Origin of the sequence: Bradyrhizobium sp. A5 (assembly GCF_042076515.1) — a bacterium.
GTDB lineage: Bacteria > Pseudomonadota > Alphaproteobacteria > Rhizobiales > Xanthobacteraceae > Bradyrhizobium > Bradyrhizobium cosmicum.
This window is the reverse complement of sequence record NZ_CP148990.1, coordinates 4,588,792-4,605,653: the sequence shown is the minus strand read 5'-3', so window position 1 is coordinate 4,605,653 and position 16,862 is coordinate 4,588,792. Positions and strand designations below refer to the sequence as shown.

Sequence of the window (16,862 nt, the reverse complement as noted above, 5' to 3'; positions counted from 1 at the left end):
ATGCGGATTTGGAGGGCAGCGTTGGGAGTCGGGCTTGCAGCTTGCTGCATCGCATCCGCGCACGCCCAGTCGATCAATCCCGGCGTGATCCAGAACGATGTCGACCGGCAACGCCGCCAGCTCGAACAGCAGAGTGCGCCACCCAAACTCACCGGTCCCGCGGTGATCGGCGGGGAGCGGGAGAAATCCCAGTTGCTGAAGCCGGGAGGGCCGAAATTCCGCCTGCGCAAGGTCGAATTCGACCCGTCCAAGTTCATCACGCCGGCGGAGCTCGAAGAGATCGCGAAGAAGTATGTCGGCAAGAACGTCGACATCGCCTCGCTGCTCCAGCTCGTCGCCGACATCAACGCCATCTACACCGAGCGCGGCATCGTCACGGGCATCGCGACGCTGCCTGACCAGGATGCCAAGCGCGGCATCGTCCGCATCAAGCTGACCGAGGGCCGGCTCCAGAAGACGACCATCGAGGGCAACAAGCAGACCCGCACCGACTACATCCTGCAGCGCGTGAAGGAGCCCGAAGGCGAGGTCCTCGACGTTCCCAAGCTCAACCGCGACGTGACCTGGTTCAACCGCACCAACGACGTGCAGATCAAGGCGCTGCTCCAGCCCGGCACGAGCTTCGGCCTGACCGACCTGCAGTTCGCGGTGATCGAGCCGCCGGTCGACACTCTGCAGCTCTTCACCGACAACCAGGGCCCGGAGAACACCGGGCGCTGGGAGGGCGGGGCCTTCTACAAGCGCCACGGCCTGTTCGGCGTCGACGATCGCCTGACCTTCTACGGCGTCCGCTCCGACGGCAATCTCAACGGCAACGTCGCCTACAGCATTCCGGTCAATCCGTGGGGCGGCCGCGTCGGCGTCAGCTACACCGAAGGCAAGATCAAGATCGTCAACGGACCGTTCGTCGCGCTCGACGTCACCGGACGCTCGAGCCAGGCCGCGATCAACTTCAGCCAGCCGGTCTGGGTGTCGCAGAACTGGCTGGTGCTGCTCAATGCCGCCGAGACCGAGGGCAAGACGGTGAGCCGCTTCGCTACGGTCGACGTCACCAACGACCACTACGACAAGGCCACGGCCGGCGTCTCGGTGACGAATTCAGGCAACACCTATTCGATCACGGTCTCGCCGGCGGTGAACTACATCGAGTGGCAGGACCACGTGCTCGGCAACAACCGCACGTTCAACACGTATACCGGCTCGCTGATCGCGACCAGCGCCGCAGGGCCGGCGAATTTCAGCGCCAACGTGCTGGCCAGCTGGCAGTACACGCAGGAAAAGCTGCTGCCGGGTGACCAGATTTTCTCGATCGGCGGCCCCACCACCGTGCGCGGCTATCCCTCCAACGCGGCATCCGGCGACAGCGGCTATTATTTCAACGCCGAGCTGCACTACAACTGGTCGCAATGGCTCAGGGGATTCGACACCTACATCTTCACTGACTGGGGTGCGGTGTATTCGACATTCCCCGGTGTCACCGAAATGGGCTCGGTCGGCGTCGGCTTCTCCTGGACCTACGCGTCGTTCATGACGTTCGAGGCGAATTACGCGACGCCGCTGAAGATGGCCGTCTCGACCCAGAACCACTATGAGGCCTATGGTCGCGTCATCTTCCGGCCGCTACTGATGTTCCAGAAGCCGGAACCACCCGCGCCTGTGGCGGCTGTTGCGGGCAAGAGCAGGTCGTAGCTTGACGTTGCCCCTTTTCCTCATGGCCGGGCTTGTCCCGGGCATCCCCGTTCTTCGATGTAGCAACCAAGACGTGGATGCCCGGGACAAGCCCGGGCATGACGAGCTTGGGGGGCGTCTCAACGCCGCAGCGTGAATTCCTCCGCACCGCGCCGGTGTTCCCACTTCGCCTGCTCCAGCTCAGGCTGGTCGCATTCGGCCTCGGGATAGCCGATGCAGAGATAGGCGATGAATTTCCAGGACTGCGGCACGTCGAGAACGGCGTGAATGCGTGCGGGGTTCAGGATCGACACCCAGCCAAGCCCGATACCCTCGGCGCGCGCGGCAAGCCACATCGCGGTGATCGCCGCGACCACGGAATATTCCGTCGTCTCCGGCATGGTGGCGCGGCCGAGGCCGTGGCCGATGTCGCTGGCCTTGTCGGCGAACACGGCGAGGTGGCCGGGCGCCTGTTCCAGGCCCGACAGCTTCAGCGCGGCATAGCGTGCGGCGCGTTCACCGGCGTAACAGTTCAGCGCGTCGGTGTTGCAGGCCTGGAAGTCGTCGATGACGGCGCGGCGTCGAGCAACACCATCGACGATGACGAAGCGCCAGGGTTGGCTGAGGCCGACCGACGGCGAAAGGCAGGCGGTCTCGATCAGGCGATCGATGGCACCATCCGGCAACGGATCGCCGCGAAAGCGGCGCACGTCGCGGCGCCACACGAACAGCTCGCGCAATTGTCGGCGGAAAACGTCGTCGAATTCGACCATGAGGTCAGCGTCCCCCCAGCAAGGCCGCGGCGACCAGCAGGATCAGGATCTCGCCGAGCTGCTCGAACGCACCGAGGATGTCGCCGGTCTGCCCGCCGATCTGGCGGATCGCAAGCCGCGCCAGCAGCAGGCCGGCGAGCGACAGCAGGATCAGGCCGGCGAGGGCCTTGCCCGGTCCGAGCGCGAGAGCGAGTACGAGCGTGCCGAGCGCAAACGCAATGGCGACGCTGCGACCCGGCGGCGCACCTGCGCTCGCCGACAGACCATCGGGCCGCGCTGGGGGCACCAGCGACATGAAGGCCGGCACGCCTGCGCGCGCGCCTGCTTGCGCGGCGCACAGCGCGAGCGCGACCAACCACGGATTGGCGATTGTTGCGAGCGCGCTCCAGCGCAGGCCGAACGACAGGATCAGCGCGCAGGTGCCATAGGTACCAATCCGGCTGTCGCGCATGATCTCGAGCTTGCGTGCGCGGGTGCGGCCGCCGCCGAGCCCATCGGCGGTGTCGGCAAGCCCGTCCTCGTGCAGCGCGCCGGTGATGAGTACGGTCGTCGCGAGTGCGAGCAGGGCGGCAAGGTTCGGTGTCAATCCGCACCGGCTGGCGATCTTGTAGACCAACGCGCCGGCAAGGCCGACCAGCAGTCCGGCGACGGGCAGCGCCCAGGTCGCGCGCGCGACGGCGCCGTCGGCCGCGGGCTTCGACGACGCGACGGGGAGGATCGTCACGAACGAAGCCGCCATCCTGAGATCGGCGACGACGTCTTTCAAGAAATCGGCACGAGGCATCATTTCAGTTTCATCGGCAGGCCGGCGACCACGAACTCAACCTCGTCGGCAATTGCCGCGATGGTCTGGTTCATGATTCCGGCGGCGTCGCGATAGCTGCGCGCCAGCGCGTTGTCGGGGACGATGCCGAGGCCGACCTCGTTGGTCACGAAGACGACGGGGCTCTTGAGGCGGGGCAGGGCGGTGGCGAGCTCCGTTACCTCACGCTCCCAGTTGCGCTCGGCGTGCATCAGGTTGGAGAGCCATAGCGTCAGGCAATCGACGAGCCTGGCGCCGCCGCCATCGCTTGCGGCCAGCGCGGGTACGAGATCGAGCGGCACCTCGCGCTCGATCCAGTCGGTTCCGCGGCGCGCGCGATGCGTGGCGATACGCGCCTCCATTTCGGCATCGAGCGCCTCAGCCGTCGCGACATAGACGGGCTGCCCCGGGAAGGCGCGCGTGCGTATTTCTGCACGCTTGCTCTTGCCCGATCGCGCTCCGCCCGTGATCAAGATGACGGCCATGAAGGTCTCCTATGGGGCCTGACTAATCACCAAACGCGGCCAAAGACAAAGCCGAAATCAGGCGGCCGGGGGCTTGCGCTCGGCCCGTGCTTTGCGCAACAGGGGCGGGACAGGAGGCAGGCGTGGGCTTTGCGGGCGCGATGGTGGTGGCGATGGCGGTGGATGCCCTGATGGGCTGGCCGTTGTGGCTGTTCGCGCGGATCGGCCATCCCGTGACGTGGCTCGGCCGGCTGATCGGCGCGATTGATAATGCCTGGAATCGTCCATCCGATGCGCCGACATTTCGCCGTGCTGCCGGCATCGCCGGCGCGCTCCTGGTCATCGCGCTGTCGGTGGCGCTCGGCTGGGCGCTTCAGTCTCTGCTCCAGTCGTTGCTCCCTTGGGGCTTGGCGCAGATCGCCCTGCTCGGCGTGCTTGCCTGGCCGCTGGTCGCGCTACGCTCGCTTCATGACCATGTGGCCGCAGTCGCAAAGCCATTGCGCGCCGGGGACATCGCCGCTGCGCGCGACGCGGTCTCGCGTATCGTCGGCCGCGATCCTGCGGCGCTCGATGAAGCCGGCATCGCGCGTGCGGCGATCGAGAGCCTTGCCGAAAACGCTTCCGACGGCATCGTGGCGCCGGTGTTCTGGGGCGCACTGTTCGGCTTGCCGGGGATTTTCGGCTACAAGGCGATCAACACATTGGACTCCATGATCGGCCATCGCAGCGAACGGCACGAAGCCTTCGGCTGGGCAGCGGCCCGCATCGACGATGTCGCCAATTTCATTCCAGCGCGCCTGACCGGATTTCTCTTCGTGCTGCTGGCCCCAAGGCGATCCGAGGCGCTGTCGTGCATGACGCGCGATGCGCGCCGCCATCGCTCGCCCAATGCCGGCTGGCCGGAAGCGGCGATGGCGGGCGCGCTCGGCGTGCGGCTCAGCGGTCCCCGCATCTATCACGGCAGCACCACCAACGAGCCCTGGCTCAACGAAGCCGCACGCGATCCGCTCGCCGCCGATATCGGCGAGGGACTGACGGTCTATCGCCGTGCCATGCTGCTGCTCGCCGGCGTGCTTGCGATCCTTGCCTTCGCGTGAAAGAACGGGGCATGCGCGAGCACGGTGGAAATCTCGATCTGGCCCAGCAGCGTTTTGGCGGGCGCGCCGAGCACTGGATCGATCTCTCGACGGGGATCAACCGGCTGCCTTATCCGGTGGGCGAGGTGAGCGCGCATCATTGGCAGGCATTGCCGTCGCGCGCCGAAATCGAAGCCCTGCACCACGCGGCGCATCACGCCTATCGCACCAGCGCGCCGGTCGTGGCGACGGGCGGTGCGCAGGCTGCCATTCAACTGTTGCCGCAACTGGCGCCACCCGGCCGGGCCCGCATCCTCGCGCCGACCTACAATGAATATGCGGGCGTGCTGTCGGCCGCTGGCTGGGACGTGCAGGAGGTCAGCGAGCTCGCCGCGCTGGCGGGCGCGGATGTTGCGATCGTCGTCAACCCGAACAATCCCGACGGCCGGTGCCATCCCGCAAAGGATCTGCTCGCGCTGCTGCCGCGCGTCGGCCGTCTCGTCATCGATGAAAGCTTTGCCGACGCCGTTCCGCAACTGTCGCTCGCGCCCGAAGCGGCTCGGCCGGGACTGCTGATCCTGCGCTCGTTCGGAAAGTTTTATGGCCTCGCCGGCCTGCGGCTTGGCTTCGCCATCGGCGATGCGGCCGACATCGAGAAGCTCGCTGCGATGTCGGGTCCATGGCCGGTCTCGGGAGCTGCGATCTCGATCGGCTGCCGCGCTTTGCGCGATGATGCCTGGGCCGAGACGACGTCCGCGCGACTTGCGCACGACTGTGTTCGCCTCGACGGCATGGCGCAGTCGCAAGGCTGGCGTCTCGTCGGCGGCACGCCGCTGTTTCGTCTCTACGAGACGCCCGACGCGCTTGCTGCGCAGGACAAGCTGGCGCGCAGCCAGATCTGGTCGCGCGTGTTCGCGAGAGAGCCGGGATGGCTGCGCCTCGGGCTTCCCGGCAGCGAAGCCGAGTGGACGCGCCTTGCCGAGGTGCTAGCGCGCTAGCGCAAGCAGGCCTTCGACGTCGAGATGCTGTTCGATGTGATCGGCCAGCGCCTCGAGCGCGCTCTCGACCCTGTCGTGATAAGGCTCGTCGCCGGCGGGAATGTCGAGCTTGGTGAGATACGCCTTGCGGAAATCGTCCGACGTGAACAGACCGTGCAGATAGCTGCCCTGCACGCGCCCATCGCGCGAGATCGCGCCTTCCGGTGCACCGGCGAGCCTAGCAAAGGGCCGCGCGCGATCGGGCCCGTCGGTGCGGCCGATGTGGATCTCGTAGGCCTCGATCGGCTGATCCGTGGCGGCATGCACGGCCGCGACACGCGTCAGCGTCTTTTGCGGGGTCATCACCGTATCCACGTCCAGAAGCCCGAGGCCCGGCGTGTCGCCCGCGGGGCCTTCGATGCCATCGGGGTCGGCGACGCTGCGGCCGAGCATCTGATAGCCGCCGCAGAGGCCGAGCACATGGCCGCCGCGACGGTGGTGCGCGAGCAGATCGATGTCCCAGCCCTGCGCGCGCAGGAAGGCGAGATCGCCGCGGGTGGATTTCGAGCCCGGGATGATGACGAGCCTGACGTCGCCGGGGATCGCTTCGCCTGGACGGACCATGATGAGATCGACGCCGGGCTCGAGCTTGAGCGGATCGAGATCGTCGAAATTGGCGATCCGCGACAGCGCAAGGCAGGCGATCTTGCATTGGCCCGGCTTGCGCGCGTCGCTGAGGCCGAGTGCGTCCTCGGCCGGCAACTCGCCGGCGCGGGCGAACCAGGGCAACACGCCAAACCCGCGCCAGGCCGTCGTCTGCTCGATCAACCTGTAGCCGTCGTCGAACAGCGTGGGATCGCCGCGAAACTTGTTGATGACAAAGCCCTGGATCATCGCGGCGTCGTCGGGGGCGATCACCGTCTTGATGCCGACGAGCTGGGCGATCACGCCGCCGCGATCGATATCGCCGACCAGCACGACGGGAACGTCGGCCTTGCGCGCAAAGCCCATATTGGCGATGTCGGCCCTTCGCAGGTTCACCTCGGCGGGGCTGCCGGCGCCTTCCACCAGCACGAGATCGGCGCGCGCCTTCAGCCGCTCGAAGCTTTCCAGCACGGCGCCCATCAGCGAAGGCTTCATCGCCGCGTAGTCGCGTGCACGCGCAGTCGCGACGCGCTTTCCGTGGACGATGATTTGCGCGCCGACATCGGTCTCGGGCTTGAGCAGCACCGGGTTCATGTCGGTGTGCGGCTCGACGCCGGCGGCAAGTGCCTGCAACGCCTGGGCGCGCCCGATCTCGCCGCCATCGACGGTGACGGCGGCGTTGTTCGACATGTTCTGCGGCTTGAACGGCAGCACGCGCAGGCCGCGCCGCGTGAAAGCGCGCGCGAGGCCGGCGACGATGAGCGACTTGCCCACGTCCGAACCGGCTCCCTGGATCATCAATGCGCGCGCCATCGCGATCGTCTTCAGAACTCGACGCCGGCTTGCGCCTTGATGCCGGAGCGGAAGGGATGCTTGACCAGCGTCATCTCGGTGACGAGATCGGCGATCTCGATCAGCTCGTCCTTGGCGTTGCGTCCGGTCAAAACGACATGCGTCATCGGCGGCTTCCGCGTCGTCAGGAGTTCGACGACCTCGGCGATGTCGAGATAGTCGTAGCGCAGCGCGATGTTGATCTCGTCGAGGACGACCATGCGCAAATTGGGATCGAGGATCAGCTCCTTGGCCTTCTCCCAGCCGGCACGCGCGGCGGCGATGTCGCGGGCGCGGTCCTGCGTCTCCCAGGTGAATCCTTCGCCCATGGCGTGGAACTGGCAGAGGTCGCCGAAATGGCCGGTGAGCAGCCGCCGTTCGCCGGTGTCCCAGGCCCCCTTGATGAACTGCACGACCGCGCAGGGGAAGCCATGGGCAACGCAGCGGACGATCATGCCGAAGGCCGAGGAGGACTTGCCCTTGCCGGCGCCGGTGTGGACGATGATGAGGCCTTTTTCGCCGCTCTTGGTCGCCATTATCTTGTCGCGGGCGGCCTTCTTCTTCGCCATTTTTTGGGCGTGCCGGGCGTCGGTTTGCTCACCCGTCTGGGTATCCGGTTCAGGCGTCATCGTACCGGTCCTTCGGCTTGACAAGAGGCGGCCGGGGGCAAATGGTGACCCGGCGTTGGTTCCTGTCCTATGACAGGCGAAGAGGGAATGCGATAGGGTCCGAATCTGCAAGATTCGGGTTCAAACTGCAGCCGCCCCCGCGACCGTGACCGGAGAGATGTCCGAAGCCACTGATCCCCCAGGGGATCGGGAAGGCGGGGATCGAAGGGCCAAAAGCCCTGCTCCGCAAGCCGGGAGACCTGCCAGCGCGGACGATTTTTGGACCGGCGGACGGGGTGTTCCGCGACGGGGAAAACGGGCCTTCGGGGGAATGGTCCGTCTGCCTCTTCGCCTCCCGCTGACTATCCTGGAAGAGGCGATGACCGTCACACTTTACGTCTGCATTACCTGCCGCGCCGGCGAGACGATTGGCGAGGGCGAGGCCACGCCCGGCAAGCGCCTGCATGGTGCGATCCTCGACGCAGGCGTGCCCGACGGGGTCTCGGTGGTTCCCGTCGAATGCCTGTCTGCATGCAGCCAGGGTTGCTCGGTCGCACTCAGCGCGCCCGGCCGTTGGTCCTACGTTTACGGCCGCCTCTCGGAAGCCCATGCGAACGACGTGGTCGCCGGTGTCGCTGCCTATGCGGCCGCGCCGGACGGTCTCGTGCCTTGGCGCAGCCGCCCCGAAATCTTTCGCAAGCAGTCGCTTGCGCGCATTCCCCCCATCGCCGTCGTGCCGGAGGCAGCCGAATGAATTCGCTCGCAAAGGTTCCGGTGACGGTGGTCACGGGTTTCCTCGGCTCCGGCAAGACGACGCTGATCCAGCATCTGCTCGCAAACCCTGACGGCAGGAAGCTCGCCGTGCTCGTCAACGAGTTCGGCAGCGAGGGCGTCGACGGTGAGATCCTGAAGTCCTGTGCAGACGCCAATTGCCCGGAAGACAACATCATCGAGCTCGCCAATGGCTGCATCTGCTGCACCGTCGCCGACGATTTCATTCCGACCATGGAGAAGCTTCTGGCGCGGCCGGTGCGGCCCGATCACATCCTGATCGAGACCTCGGGCCTGGCGCTGCCAAAGCCGCTGCTGAAGGCGTTCGATTGGCCGGAGATCCGCTCGCGCATCACCGTCGACGGCGTGATTGCGCTGGCCGATGCCGAAGCCGTGGCGGCGGGTCGTTTTGCACCGGATCCGGATGCGGTCGAAGCGCAGCGCGCGGCGGACGAAAATCTCGATCACGAGACGCCGTTGTCGGAAGTGTTCGAGGACCAGATCGCCTGCGCCGACATCGTGCTGCTGACCAAGGCTGATCTTGCCGGCGCGGCGGGACTTGAAGCCGCCAGGGCATTGATCACGGCCGAGATGCCGCGCCGCGTGCCGATGCTCTCCGTCACCGATGGCGCGATCGATGCGCGCGTGATCCTCGGTCTCGGCGCTGCCGCGGAGAATGATCTTTCCGCACGCCCCTCGCATCATGACGGCGAGGAGGATCACGAGCATGATGATTTCGCCTCCGTCGTGATCGATCTTCCTGAGGTCACCGACATCGACGCTCTGGTCGCCTCGGTGCAGCGTCTGTCCCGCGAGCAGAACGTGCTGCGCGTCAAGGGCTATATCGCCGTGCAAGGCAAGCCGATGCGCCTTTTGCTGCAAGCGGTCGGCGAACGCGTGCGCCACCAGTTCGACAAGCCCTGGGGCGCGGGCAGCAGGCAGTCGAAGCTCGTGGTGATCGGCGAGCACGGCGATATCGACGAGGCTGCGATCAAAGCGGGACTTGGTGTCTGATGCACGTCGTCTTCCGCGAGAGCCGCGGTCTCGAGGAGACTGCGACGCCAAGGGACATCGGCCAGGACGCGGCCGATCTCGTGGTGCTCTCGTATTCGGATTCCGATCTGGCCGCGTTCGCGGCCGGCTGGCGGCGTGGCCGTGACAGCCTGCCGTCGCTGCGGCTCGCCAATCTTTCGGAGCTGCGTCATCCGCTGTCGGTCGACACCTATGTCGAGCGCACGCTGGCGCAGGCGCGCGGCATTTTGGTCCGTCTCATCGGCGGCGAGTCCTATTGGTCGTATGGGCTCGCGGCTCTTCAGCAACTCGCGAAGGATCGCGGGATCGTGCTGGCCGTGCTGCCGGCCGATGGCCGCGACGATGCGCGGCTCGATGCGTATTCGACCGTGCCGGTCTCGACGCTGCGGCGGCTCAAGGTACTCTGCGACACGGGCGGTCCCGTAGCTGCCCAAGCCGCGATCGCGCAGCTTGCGCTGGCCTCGGGGCTCTATGCTGGACCGGTCGTCGGCGAAACCACTGTTCCCGAGATGGGCTTTTACGATCCCGTGCGCGGCGTTATCGCAGCGCCGCTGATCAGCGAGGGCAAGCCCCGCGCGCTCGTGACGTTCTACCGTTCCTATCTCACCGCCGCGGATACCGGCCCGGTCGATGCTGTGATCGCGGCGCTGCGCGACAAGGGGTTCGACGCGTACGGCGCGTTCGCCTCATCGTTGAAGGCGCCGGGCGTTGCGGATTGGCTGCGCTCTCACCTCTCGCAAAGCCCGCCGGCCGCGATCGTCAATGCGACGGCGTTCTCGGCGCTCGGTGACGACGGCACGACGCCGTTCGATGCGGCCTCCTGTCCGGTGTTCCAGGTTGCGCTCTCCACGGCGCGGCGGGAGGACTGGGACAGCGCTCTGCGCGGCCTGTCGCCGGGCGATCTTGCAATGCATGTGGTGTTGCCCGAGGTCGACGGCCGCCTGTTTGCCGGTGTGGTGAGTTTCAAATCTGCGGCGGAGCGTGATCCCGATCTGCAATTCTCGCACCTGGCCCATCGCGCCGATATCGAGGGCGTGGAAGCTGTTGCCGCGCGCGTCGCCGCTTGGTGCGACCTGGCGGAGACGCCGACGAGCGAGAAACGACTGGCGATCGTGCTGTCGAACTATCCGGGACGCCCGCACCAGATCGCGCATGCGGTGGGTCTCGATGCGCTGGCGTCGGTCGAGGCGCTGGTGTCCGATCTCGCAGAGACCGGATTCGATGTCGGGCCGGTCCATGCGCTCGGCGAGGAATTGCTGCAGCGAAGTTTGACCTGGAGCGTTGGCGAGTGCAGCGCGGCGCTCGCGAGTCTTCCGCGGTCGCTGCAGGATGATCTCGCCAAAGCCTGGGGCGCGCCGGAGAACGATCCGAGCTGCCGCGATGGCGCATTCCATTTCGCCGCGATCCCGTGCGGCCGATCCATCATTGCGGTCCAGCCCGAGCGTGGCGATGCCGCCACGCGGGATCACGACTATCACGATCTCGCCCGCACGCCGCGCCACGCCTATGTCGCGTTCTATCTCTGGCTCCGCGAACAGGGCGTTGATGCGATCGTTCACATGGGCGCGCATGGCACGCTGGAATGGCTGCCCGGAAAATCCGTGGCGCTTTCGTCGGCCTGCTGGCCGGAAGCCCTGATCGGCGATCTCCCAATCATCTATCCCTTCATCGTCAATGATCCCGGCGAAGCCGCGCAGGCCAAGCGGCGCGTCGGCGCCGTCACCATCGGCCATCTGCCGCCGCCGCTCGCAGTCTCTGCGGTGCCGGAGAGCCTCCGCCGTCTCGAACAGCTCCTCGACGAATATTCGACGGCCGATGGTCTCGATCCCGCGCGTCGTCAGCGATTGATCGCCGCAATCCGTGACGAGGCGCGCGTGGCCGGCCTCGAAGACGATCTTGGTCTGGATGCCTCGGCCGCGCCGGCCGAAGCGATCCCGCGGATCGATCGCTTCGTCTGCGATCTCAAGGAAAGCCAGTACGGCGACGGCCTGCATGTGTTCGGCCGCGGCGCTTGCGGCGACGCGGAGCGGGACGCGCTGCGTGCCGCGCTGGCCGGCAAGCGCGTGGCGCCGGGACCGTCGGGCTCGCCCTATCGCGGGCGCCAGGACGTGCTGCCGACCGGGCGTAATCTCTTTGCCGTCGATCCGCGCGCCGTGCCGACGCCGTCGGCGCATGCGCAAGGCATCAAGCTCGCGGAAGAATTGCTCCGCCGTCACCTGCAGGATCACGGCGACTGGCCGAAAGGCCTCGTCGTCGATCTCTGGGGCTCGGCGACGATGCGCACCGCGGGCGAGGAATTCGCCATGGCGCTGCATCTGGCGGGTCTCGCGCCGCGCTGGGACCACGCCTCCGGCCGCGTCAACGGCTACGACATCATTGCGCCTGCCGAACTCGGTCGCCCCCGCATCGACGTGACGCTGCGTGTGTCCGGCCTGTTCCGGGATGTCTTCTCCGGCCTCGCGCAATTGTTCGATGCCGCCGCCGAGGCGCTCGCAGGCCGCGAGGACGAGGGCGATGAAAATCCCTATCGCCACCGCGCCTCCCGTGTGTTCGCGCCGCGCCCCGGACAATACGGCGTCGGTCTCTCGGCGATCCCCGATGCCTTCACGCCCGAGACGCGCGATGCAGCCGGCGAGGCTTGGTTGTCGGCATCGTCCTGGGCGTTCTCGGCCGATGGCGAGATCAGCTCCGATCGCGCCGGCATCGAACAGCGGCTCGCCGCGGCCGATGCTTTCGTCCACGTCCAGGATCTGCCGGAGACGGATCTCCTGCTTGCCGCCGACTATGCCGCACACGAAGCCGGCATTGCGGCGGCAGCCGTGCATCTCGGCGGGACAGCCCCGTCGCTCTATCATCTCGATACGACGCGGCCCGAGCAGCCGCACGCGCGGACGCTGACCGAGGAAATCTCCCGCGTGGTCCGTGCGCGCGCGACCAATCCGGGCTGGATCGCCGGCATGATGCGCCACGGTTTTCGGGGCGCCGCCGAGATCACGGCAACGCTGGAGCACATGGCCGCTTTCGCCCATCTGGCCGATGCCGTGCCGCCGCATCTGTTCGATCTCTATTATGATGCGACGCTCGGAGATGCCGATGTTCGCGCCTTCATGACCCGTGACAATCCGGCGGCGCTCGCAGCAATGGAGACCTGCTTCGCGCGCCTGCACGAAGCCTCGCTCTGGCGAACGCGCCGCAATTCGATCGCGGCTGCACTGCGGGAGGCGTCATGAGCGCGTCTTCGGTGAAGGGCTGGTGTCCCGGTGCGCTGCGCCCGATGCAATCGGGCGACGGGCTCGTGGTCCGTGTGCGTCCGTTCGGCGGTCGTCTCGAAGCCGGGCAGGTCGCCGGTCTTGCCGAGCTCGCCGAGCGTTACGGCAACGGCCTCATCGACGTGACCAGCCGCGCCAATCTCCAGATCAGGGGCGTCACCGAACAGGGCCATCGCCGGCTGCTCGATGGACTTGCGTTGCTGCGGCTGCTCGACCCCGACACCGACATCGAAGCCCGGCGCAACATCCTGGTGACGCCGTTCTGGAATGTTGGCGACGAGACGCAGGCGCTTGCAGCCGAGCTCGAAGAAGCCCTCGCGAACAGCGCGCTCGAACTCCCCACCAAATTCGGTTTCGCCATCGATGACGGAAGATCGCGCGTGCTCGCCGGCGATTCCGCCGACGTGCGCATCGAACGCGACCGGGGCGGCCGTCTGCTGGTGCGGGCCGATGGTGCGAGGTCAGGCCGTTCCGTCGGGCGTGGAGAGGTCGTGAGCACCGCGCTCGCATTCGCATCTTGGTTCATCGCCTCCGGCGGCGCGAAGGGGGGGCGAGGACGCATGGCTGCCCACATCGCGGCCGGTGCGACATTGCCCGAGACGTTGCGCGGCGGGGCCGAACCGGCACCCGTGATGGCCGCGTCGCGGCCCGGGCATTATCCGCATGGCGCCCTGGTCGGCGTCGCGTTCGGACAGATGTTGCACACGACGCTGCATCAATTCTCCGGCTGCGGTCATGCGCTGCGCATGACGCCGTGGCGGATGGTGCTGAGCGAGGGCAAGCGGGAGGTGCCGAGCGGGGCAGGTCTCATCACCGAGCCCTACGACCCCGCATTGCGCGTCATCGCCTGCAGCGGTGCGCCGCGCTGCCGCGAGGCGCATGCCGATACGCGCGCGCTGGCGGCAGCGCTGGCCCCGCGCATCGCGCTCGACACGCGGCTTCACGTCTCCGGCTGCGCCAAGGGCTGCGCCCGTTCCGGCGCGTCCGCGGTGACGCTGGTCGCGACCAGCGCCGGCTTCGACCTCGTTCGCGGCGGCTCGACGCGCGACGAGCCGGTCCTGCGCGGGTTGAACGGCGCCGACATCGTCAGCGATCCCTCCATCCTGGTCGGAGGGCACTGATGCCGCACGTCTACGAAACCGATGGTGCTGCGATCTACCGGCAATCCTTCGCGACGATCCGGGCCGAGGCGGATCTTTCGCGCTTCACGGCGGACGAGGAGCAGGTCGCGGTGCGGATGATCCACGCCGCCGGCATGGTCGGCCTCGAGGCACATATCCGTTTCACATCAGGCATGGCGACCATTGCGCGCGCGGCCTTGCAGAAGGGCGCGCCGATCCTGTGCGACGCCCGCATGGTCTCGGAAGGAATTACACGCGCGAGATTGCCTGCGGCGAACGCCGTCATCTGTACGCTCGGCGACGAAGCTGTTCCTGCGCTGGCGCAATCCATGCGCAACACCCGCTCGGCGGCGGCGCTGGAGCTGTGGCGGCCGCATCTGGATGGCGCGATCGTCGCGATCGGCAACGCGCCGACCGCGCTGTTTCACCTGCTCAACATGCTGGAGGACCGGGATTGCCCGCGGCCCGCGGCGATTATCGGCTGCCCGGTCGGCTTCGTCGGCGCAGCCGAATCCAAGGCGGCGCTGATGGCCGATCCGCCGGTGCCGGCGCTGACGGTCGAGGGCCGCCTCGGCGGCTCGGCGATTACCGTTGCCGCCGTGAACGCGCTGGCGAGCCGGAGCGAGTAGCCATGGGACGCATCATCTGTTGCGGTCTCGGCCCTGGCGATCCGGATCTGATGAGCGTCCGCGCGGACCGCACGGTGCGCGGCGCGCAGCATGTCGCCTATTTCCGCAAGAAGGGGCGGCCCGGGCAGGCACGGCGCATCGTCGAGGGTATGCTGGCGGCCGAAATCACCGAATATCCCATGGAATATCCGGTCACGACGGAAATTGCGTTCGACAGTCCCGACTACGTCCGGCTGCTGGCCGGCTTCTACGACGAATGGGCCGAGCGCCTGGCGAGATTGGCGCGCGCGGTCGACGTCGTCGTGCTCTGTGAAGGCGATCCTTACTTCTACGGCTCCTTCATGCATCTGCACACGCGACTGCAAGGCCGGGTCGAGATCGAGGTGATCGCCGGCATTCCCGGCATGGTCGGCTGCTGGAATGGCGTCGGACGGCCGATCGCGCTCGGCGACGATGTGACGACGGTGCTGATGGGCACGCTGGCCGAAGACGAGTTGGAACGCCGCATGCGCGATTCCGATGCGCTCGTGATCATGAAGACCGGGCGCAATCTCATAAAGGTGCGCCGCGCGCTCGCCTCCGCCGGCCGGCTCGATGATTCCTGGCTGGTCGAGCGCGGCACCATGCCGGGCGAGCGCGTGGTGCGGCTTGCCGAGATCGATGCCGCCGATTGTCCTTACTTCGCGATCGTGCTCGTGCACGGCAAGGGCCGGCATCCGGACGCGGCCGAATGACGGGCACGCTGACCATCGCGGGCCTCGGGCCGGGCAGCGATGGCCTGGTGACGCCCGAGGTTTCCGCCGCGCTTGCGGCTGCGACGGACATTCTGGGTTATGCGCCCTATGTCGCGCGCGTGCCGCCGCGCCCTGGTCTCAACTTGCGCCCATCCGACAATCGCGAAGAGCTGCAACGCGCGAGCGAGGCGCTGCGGCTCGCCGCCGAAGGCGGACAGGTCGTGGTCGTGTCCTCCGGCGACCCCGGGGTCTTCGCGATGGCCTCGGCCGTGTTCGAGGCGCTCGAACAGGCTCCGCAATGGCGGGAGCTTCCCATTCGCGTGCTGCCGGGCATCACCGCGATGCTGGCGGCAGCCGCGCGCGCTGGGGCGCCGCTCGGGCATGATTTTTGCGCGATCAATCTCTCCGATAATCTCAAGCCGTGGACGGTGATCGAGAAACGTCTGCGGCTTGCCGCCGAAGCCGATTTTGCCATTGCGATGTACAATCCGCGCTCGGCCAGCCGGCCGGAAGGATTTGGCCGTGCGCTCGTGGTGCTGAAGGAAGCCGGCTGCGGCGAGCACCTGGTGATTTTCGCCCGCGCGGTCAGTGCCGCTGACGAGACAATCGAGACCGTGAGGCTGAACGACGCAACGCCAGAGATGGCCGACATGCGCACGCTCGTGATTGTCTGCAACGCGCAGACGCGCCGTGTCGGCCGCTGGGTCTATGCGCCGAGGCGGGTAGAATGACCGAGCCACTGCATGACCTCCGCCACGCTCTCGACCCGCAGCCGTTCAGGCAGTGTTGGTCGCGAGATCATGATCACGGGCAGGCCGAGCATGCGGGCCGCGTCGATCTTGGCGCGCGCACCGTCGCCGCCGGAATTGCGGGCGACGATCCACGCGATGCCGCGCGTGCGCATCATCCCCAGCTCGCCGTCGAGCGTGAATGGTCCACGCGACACGATCACGTCAGCCGGAAACGCCAGCGCCGCGTCGGGCGGATCGACGAAGCGCAGCGTGTAGGCATGCTGCGGCTCTCCCGTGAACGGAGCGATGTGCTGGCGGCCGATGGCGAGGAACACGTTTGCCGGCGTCTTAGGCAGCGCGGCGACGGCGGCATCGACGTCAGCGACTTCGATCCAGTTGTCGCCAGACGCCCTGGCCCATGGCGCGCGTTCCAGCGCAATCAGAGGCGTGCTAGTTTCTATGCATGCTGCGACTGCATTGCGGCTCATCTCGGCCGCGAAGGGATGCGTCGCATCGATCACATGCGTGATGCCTTCGCGGCGGATGTAATCGGCAAGACCGCTCACGCCACCGAAGCCGCCGATGCGGGTCGGCAGCGGCTGATCGGCAGGCGCGCGGGTGCGGCCGCCATAGGAATAGATGGCATCGATGCCGGCGCGCGCGATCTCCGCGGCGAGCAGGCTCGCATCGGCAATTCCGCCCAGAATGAGGGCGCGATTCATGGCTAGTTC

The 16,862-nt window shown here is 67.2% G+C and carries 16 protein-coding genes and 1 riboswitch; of the genes, 10 read left to right on the top strand and 6 right to left on the bottom strand.

The window, feature by feature from the left end:
• Complete coding sequence (locus WHZ77_RS22170; RefSeq protein WP_375309885.1) at positions 1-1,689, top strand: ShlB/FhaC/HecB family hemolysin secretion/activation protein; 1,689 nt, start codon at positions 1-3, stop codon at positions 1,687-1,689.
• A gap of 119 nt (positions 1,690-1,808) precedes the next feature.
• Here WHZ77_RS22170 and bluB read toward each other — a convergent pair whose 3' ends face one another.
• The 3 genes from bluB to cobU are packed head-to-tail and all read right to left on the bottom strand — an operon-like array spanning position 1,809 to position 3,728.
• Positions 1,809-2,441: a 5,6-dimethylbenzimidazole synthase gene (gene bluB, locus WHZ77_RS22165; RefSeq protein ID WP_375309884.1), complete on the bottom strand. Its 633-nt coding sequence runs from the start codon at positions 2,439-2,441 to the stop codon at positions 1,809-1,811.
• Positions 2,442-2,445: 4 nt separating this feature from the next.
• On the bottom strand, positions 2,446-3,228 hold the full coding sequence (cobS, locus tag WHZ77_RS22160) for an adenosylcobinamide-GDP ribazoletransferase (RefSeq protein WP_375309883.1): 783 nt from the start codon (positions 3,226-3,228) through the stop codon (positions 2,446-2,448).
• Positions 3,225-3,728: a bifunctional adenosylcobinamide kinase/adenosylcobinamide-phosphate guanylyltransferase gene (gene cobU, locus WHZ77_RS22155; RefSeq protein ID WP_375309882.1), complete on the bottom strand. Its 504-nt coding sequence runs from the start codon at positions 3,726-3,728 to the stop codon at positions 3,225-3,227. Before cobU ends, cobS begins: the two co-directional genes overlap by 4 nt.
• Before the next feature lie 122 nt (positions 3,729-3,850).
• Between cobU and cbiB the strand changes: the two genes are divergently transcribed.
• Entirely contained in the window at positions 3,851-4,804 is a 954-nt protein-coding gene (gene cbiB, locus WHZ77_RS22150) for an adenosylcobinamide-phosphate synthase CbiB (RefSeq protein ID WP_375309881.1), read from the top strand.
• An 11-nt stretch (positions 4,805-4,815) separates the two neighbouring features.
• Positions 4,816-5,781, top strand: a complete 966-nt coding sequence (gene cobD / locus WHZ77_RS22145; protein WP_375309880.1) for a threonine-phosphate decarboxylase CobD — start codon at positions 4,816-4,818, stop codon at positions 5,779-5,781.
• Here the strand turns inward: cobD and WHZ77_RS22140 are convergent.
• Positions 5,770-7,218 carry a cobyric acid synthase gene (locus WHZ77_RS22140; RefSeq protein WP_375309879.1) on the bottom strand — a complete coding sequence of 483 codons (1,449 nt, stop codon included), beginning with the start codon at positions 7,216-7,218 and terminating at the stop codon, positions 5,770-5,772. The two genes, cobD and WHZ77_RS22140, sit on opposite strands and share 12 nt — an antisense overlap.
• A gap of 11 nt (positions 7,219-7,229) precedes the next feature.
• On the bottom strand, positions 7,230-7,865 hold the full coding sequence (gene cobO, locus WHZ77_RS22135) for a cob(I)yrinic acid a,c-diamide adenosyltransferase (RefSeq protein ID WP_375309878.1): 636 nt from the start codon (positions 7,863-7,865) through the stop codon (positions 7,230-7,232).
• A gap of 39 nt (positions 7,866-7,904) precedes the next feature.
• Positions 7,905-8,127, top strand: a riboswitch (cobalamin riboswitch).
• Between the two features lie 96 nt (positions 8,128-8,223).
• On the opposite strand from cobO, the gene WHZ77_RS22130 reads away from it, so the two are divergent.
• From WHZ77_RS22130 to cobJ, 7 genes are read left to right on the top strand one after another with little or no spacing between them, the layout of a single operon-like run.
• Entirely contained in the window at positions 8,224-8,598 is a 375-nt protein-coding gene (locus WHZ77_RS22130; RefSeq protein ID WP_375309877.1) for a DUF1636 family protein, read from the top strand.
• Positions 8,595-9,629 carry a cobalamin biosynthesis protein CobW gene (gene cobW, locus WHZ77_RS22125; RefSeq protein ID WP_143844331.1) on the top strand — a complete coding sequence of 345 codons (1,035 nt, stop codon included), beginning with the start codon at positions 8,595-8,597 and terminating at the stop codon, positions 9,627-9,629. The genes WHZ77_RS22130 and cobW overlap by 4 nt, the downstream gene beginning before the upstream one ends.
• On the top strand, positions 9,629-12,877 hold the full coding sequence (gene cobN / locus WHZ77_RS22120) for a cobaltochelatase subunit CobN (protein WP_375309876.1): 3,249 nt from the start codon (positions 9,629-9,631) through the stop codon (positions 12,875-12,877). Before cobW ends, cobN begins: the two co-directional genes overlap by 1 nt.
• Positions 12,874-14,037 (top strand): precorrin-3B synthase, encoded by a 1,164-nt coding sequence (cobG, locus tag WHZ77_RS22115; protein ID WP_375309875.1) that lies wholly within the window; start codon positions 12,874-12,876, stop codon positions 14,035-14,037. The genes cobN and cobG overlap by 4 nt, the downstream gene beginning before the upstream one ends.
• Positions 14,037-14,666, top strand: a complete 630-nt coding sequence (locus WHZ77_RS22110) for a precorrin-8X methylmutase (RefSeq protein ID WP_375309874.1) — start codon at positions 14,037-14,039, stop codon at positions 14,664-14,666. The genes cobG and WHZ77_RS22110 overlap by 1 nt, the downstream gene beginning before the upstream one ends.
• Before the next feature lie 2 nt (positions 14,667-14,668).
• Positions 14,669-15,400: a precorrin-2 C(20)-methyltransferase gene (locus tag WHZ77_RS22105; RefSeq protein WP_375309873.1), complete on the top strand. Its 732-nt coding sequence runs from the start codon at positions 14,669-14,671 to the stop codon at positions 15,398-15,400.
• On the top strand, positions 15,397-16,131 hold the full coding sequence (gene cobJ, locus WHZ77_RS22100) for a precorrin-3B C(17)-methyltransferase (protein ID WP_375309872.1): 735 nt from the start codon (positions 15,397-15,399) through the stop codon (positions 16,129-16,131). Before WHZ77_RS22105 ends, cobJ begins: the two co-directional genes overlap by 4 nt.
• On the opposite strand, the gene WHZ77_RS22095 is transcribed toward cobJ, so the two are convergent.
• Positions 16,107-16,853, bottom strand: a complete 747-nt coding sequence (locus WHZ77_RS22095; protein WP_375309871.1) for a cobalt-precorrin-6A reductase — start codon at positions 16,851-16,853, stop codon at positions 16,107-16,109. The two genes, cobJ and WHZ77_RS22095, sit on opposite strands and share 25 nt — an antisense overlap.
• Positions 16,854-16,862 lie beyond the last annotated feature (9 nt).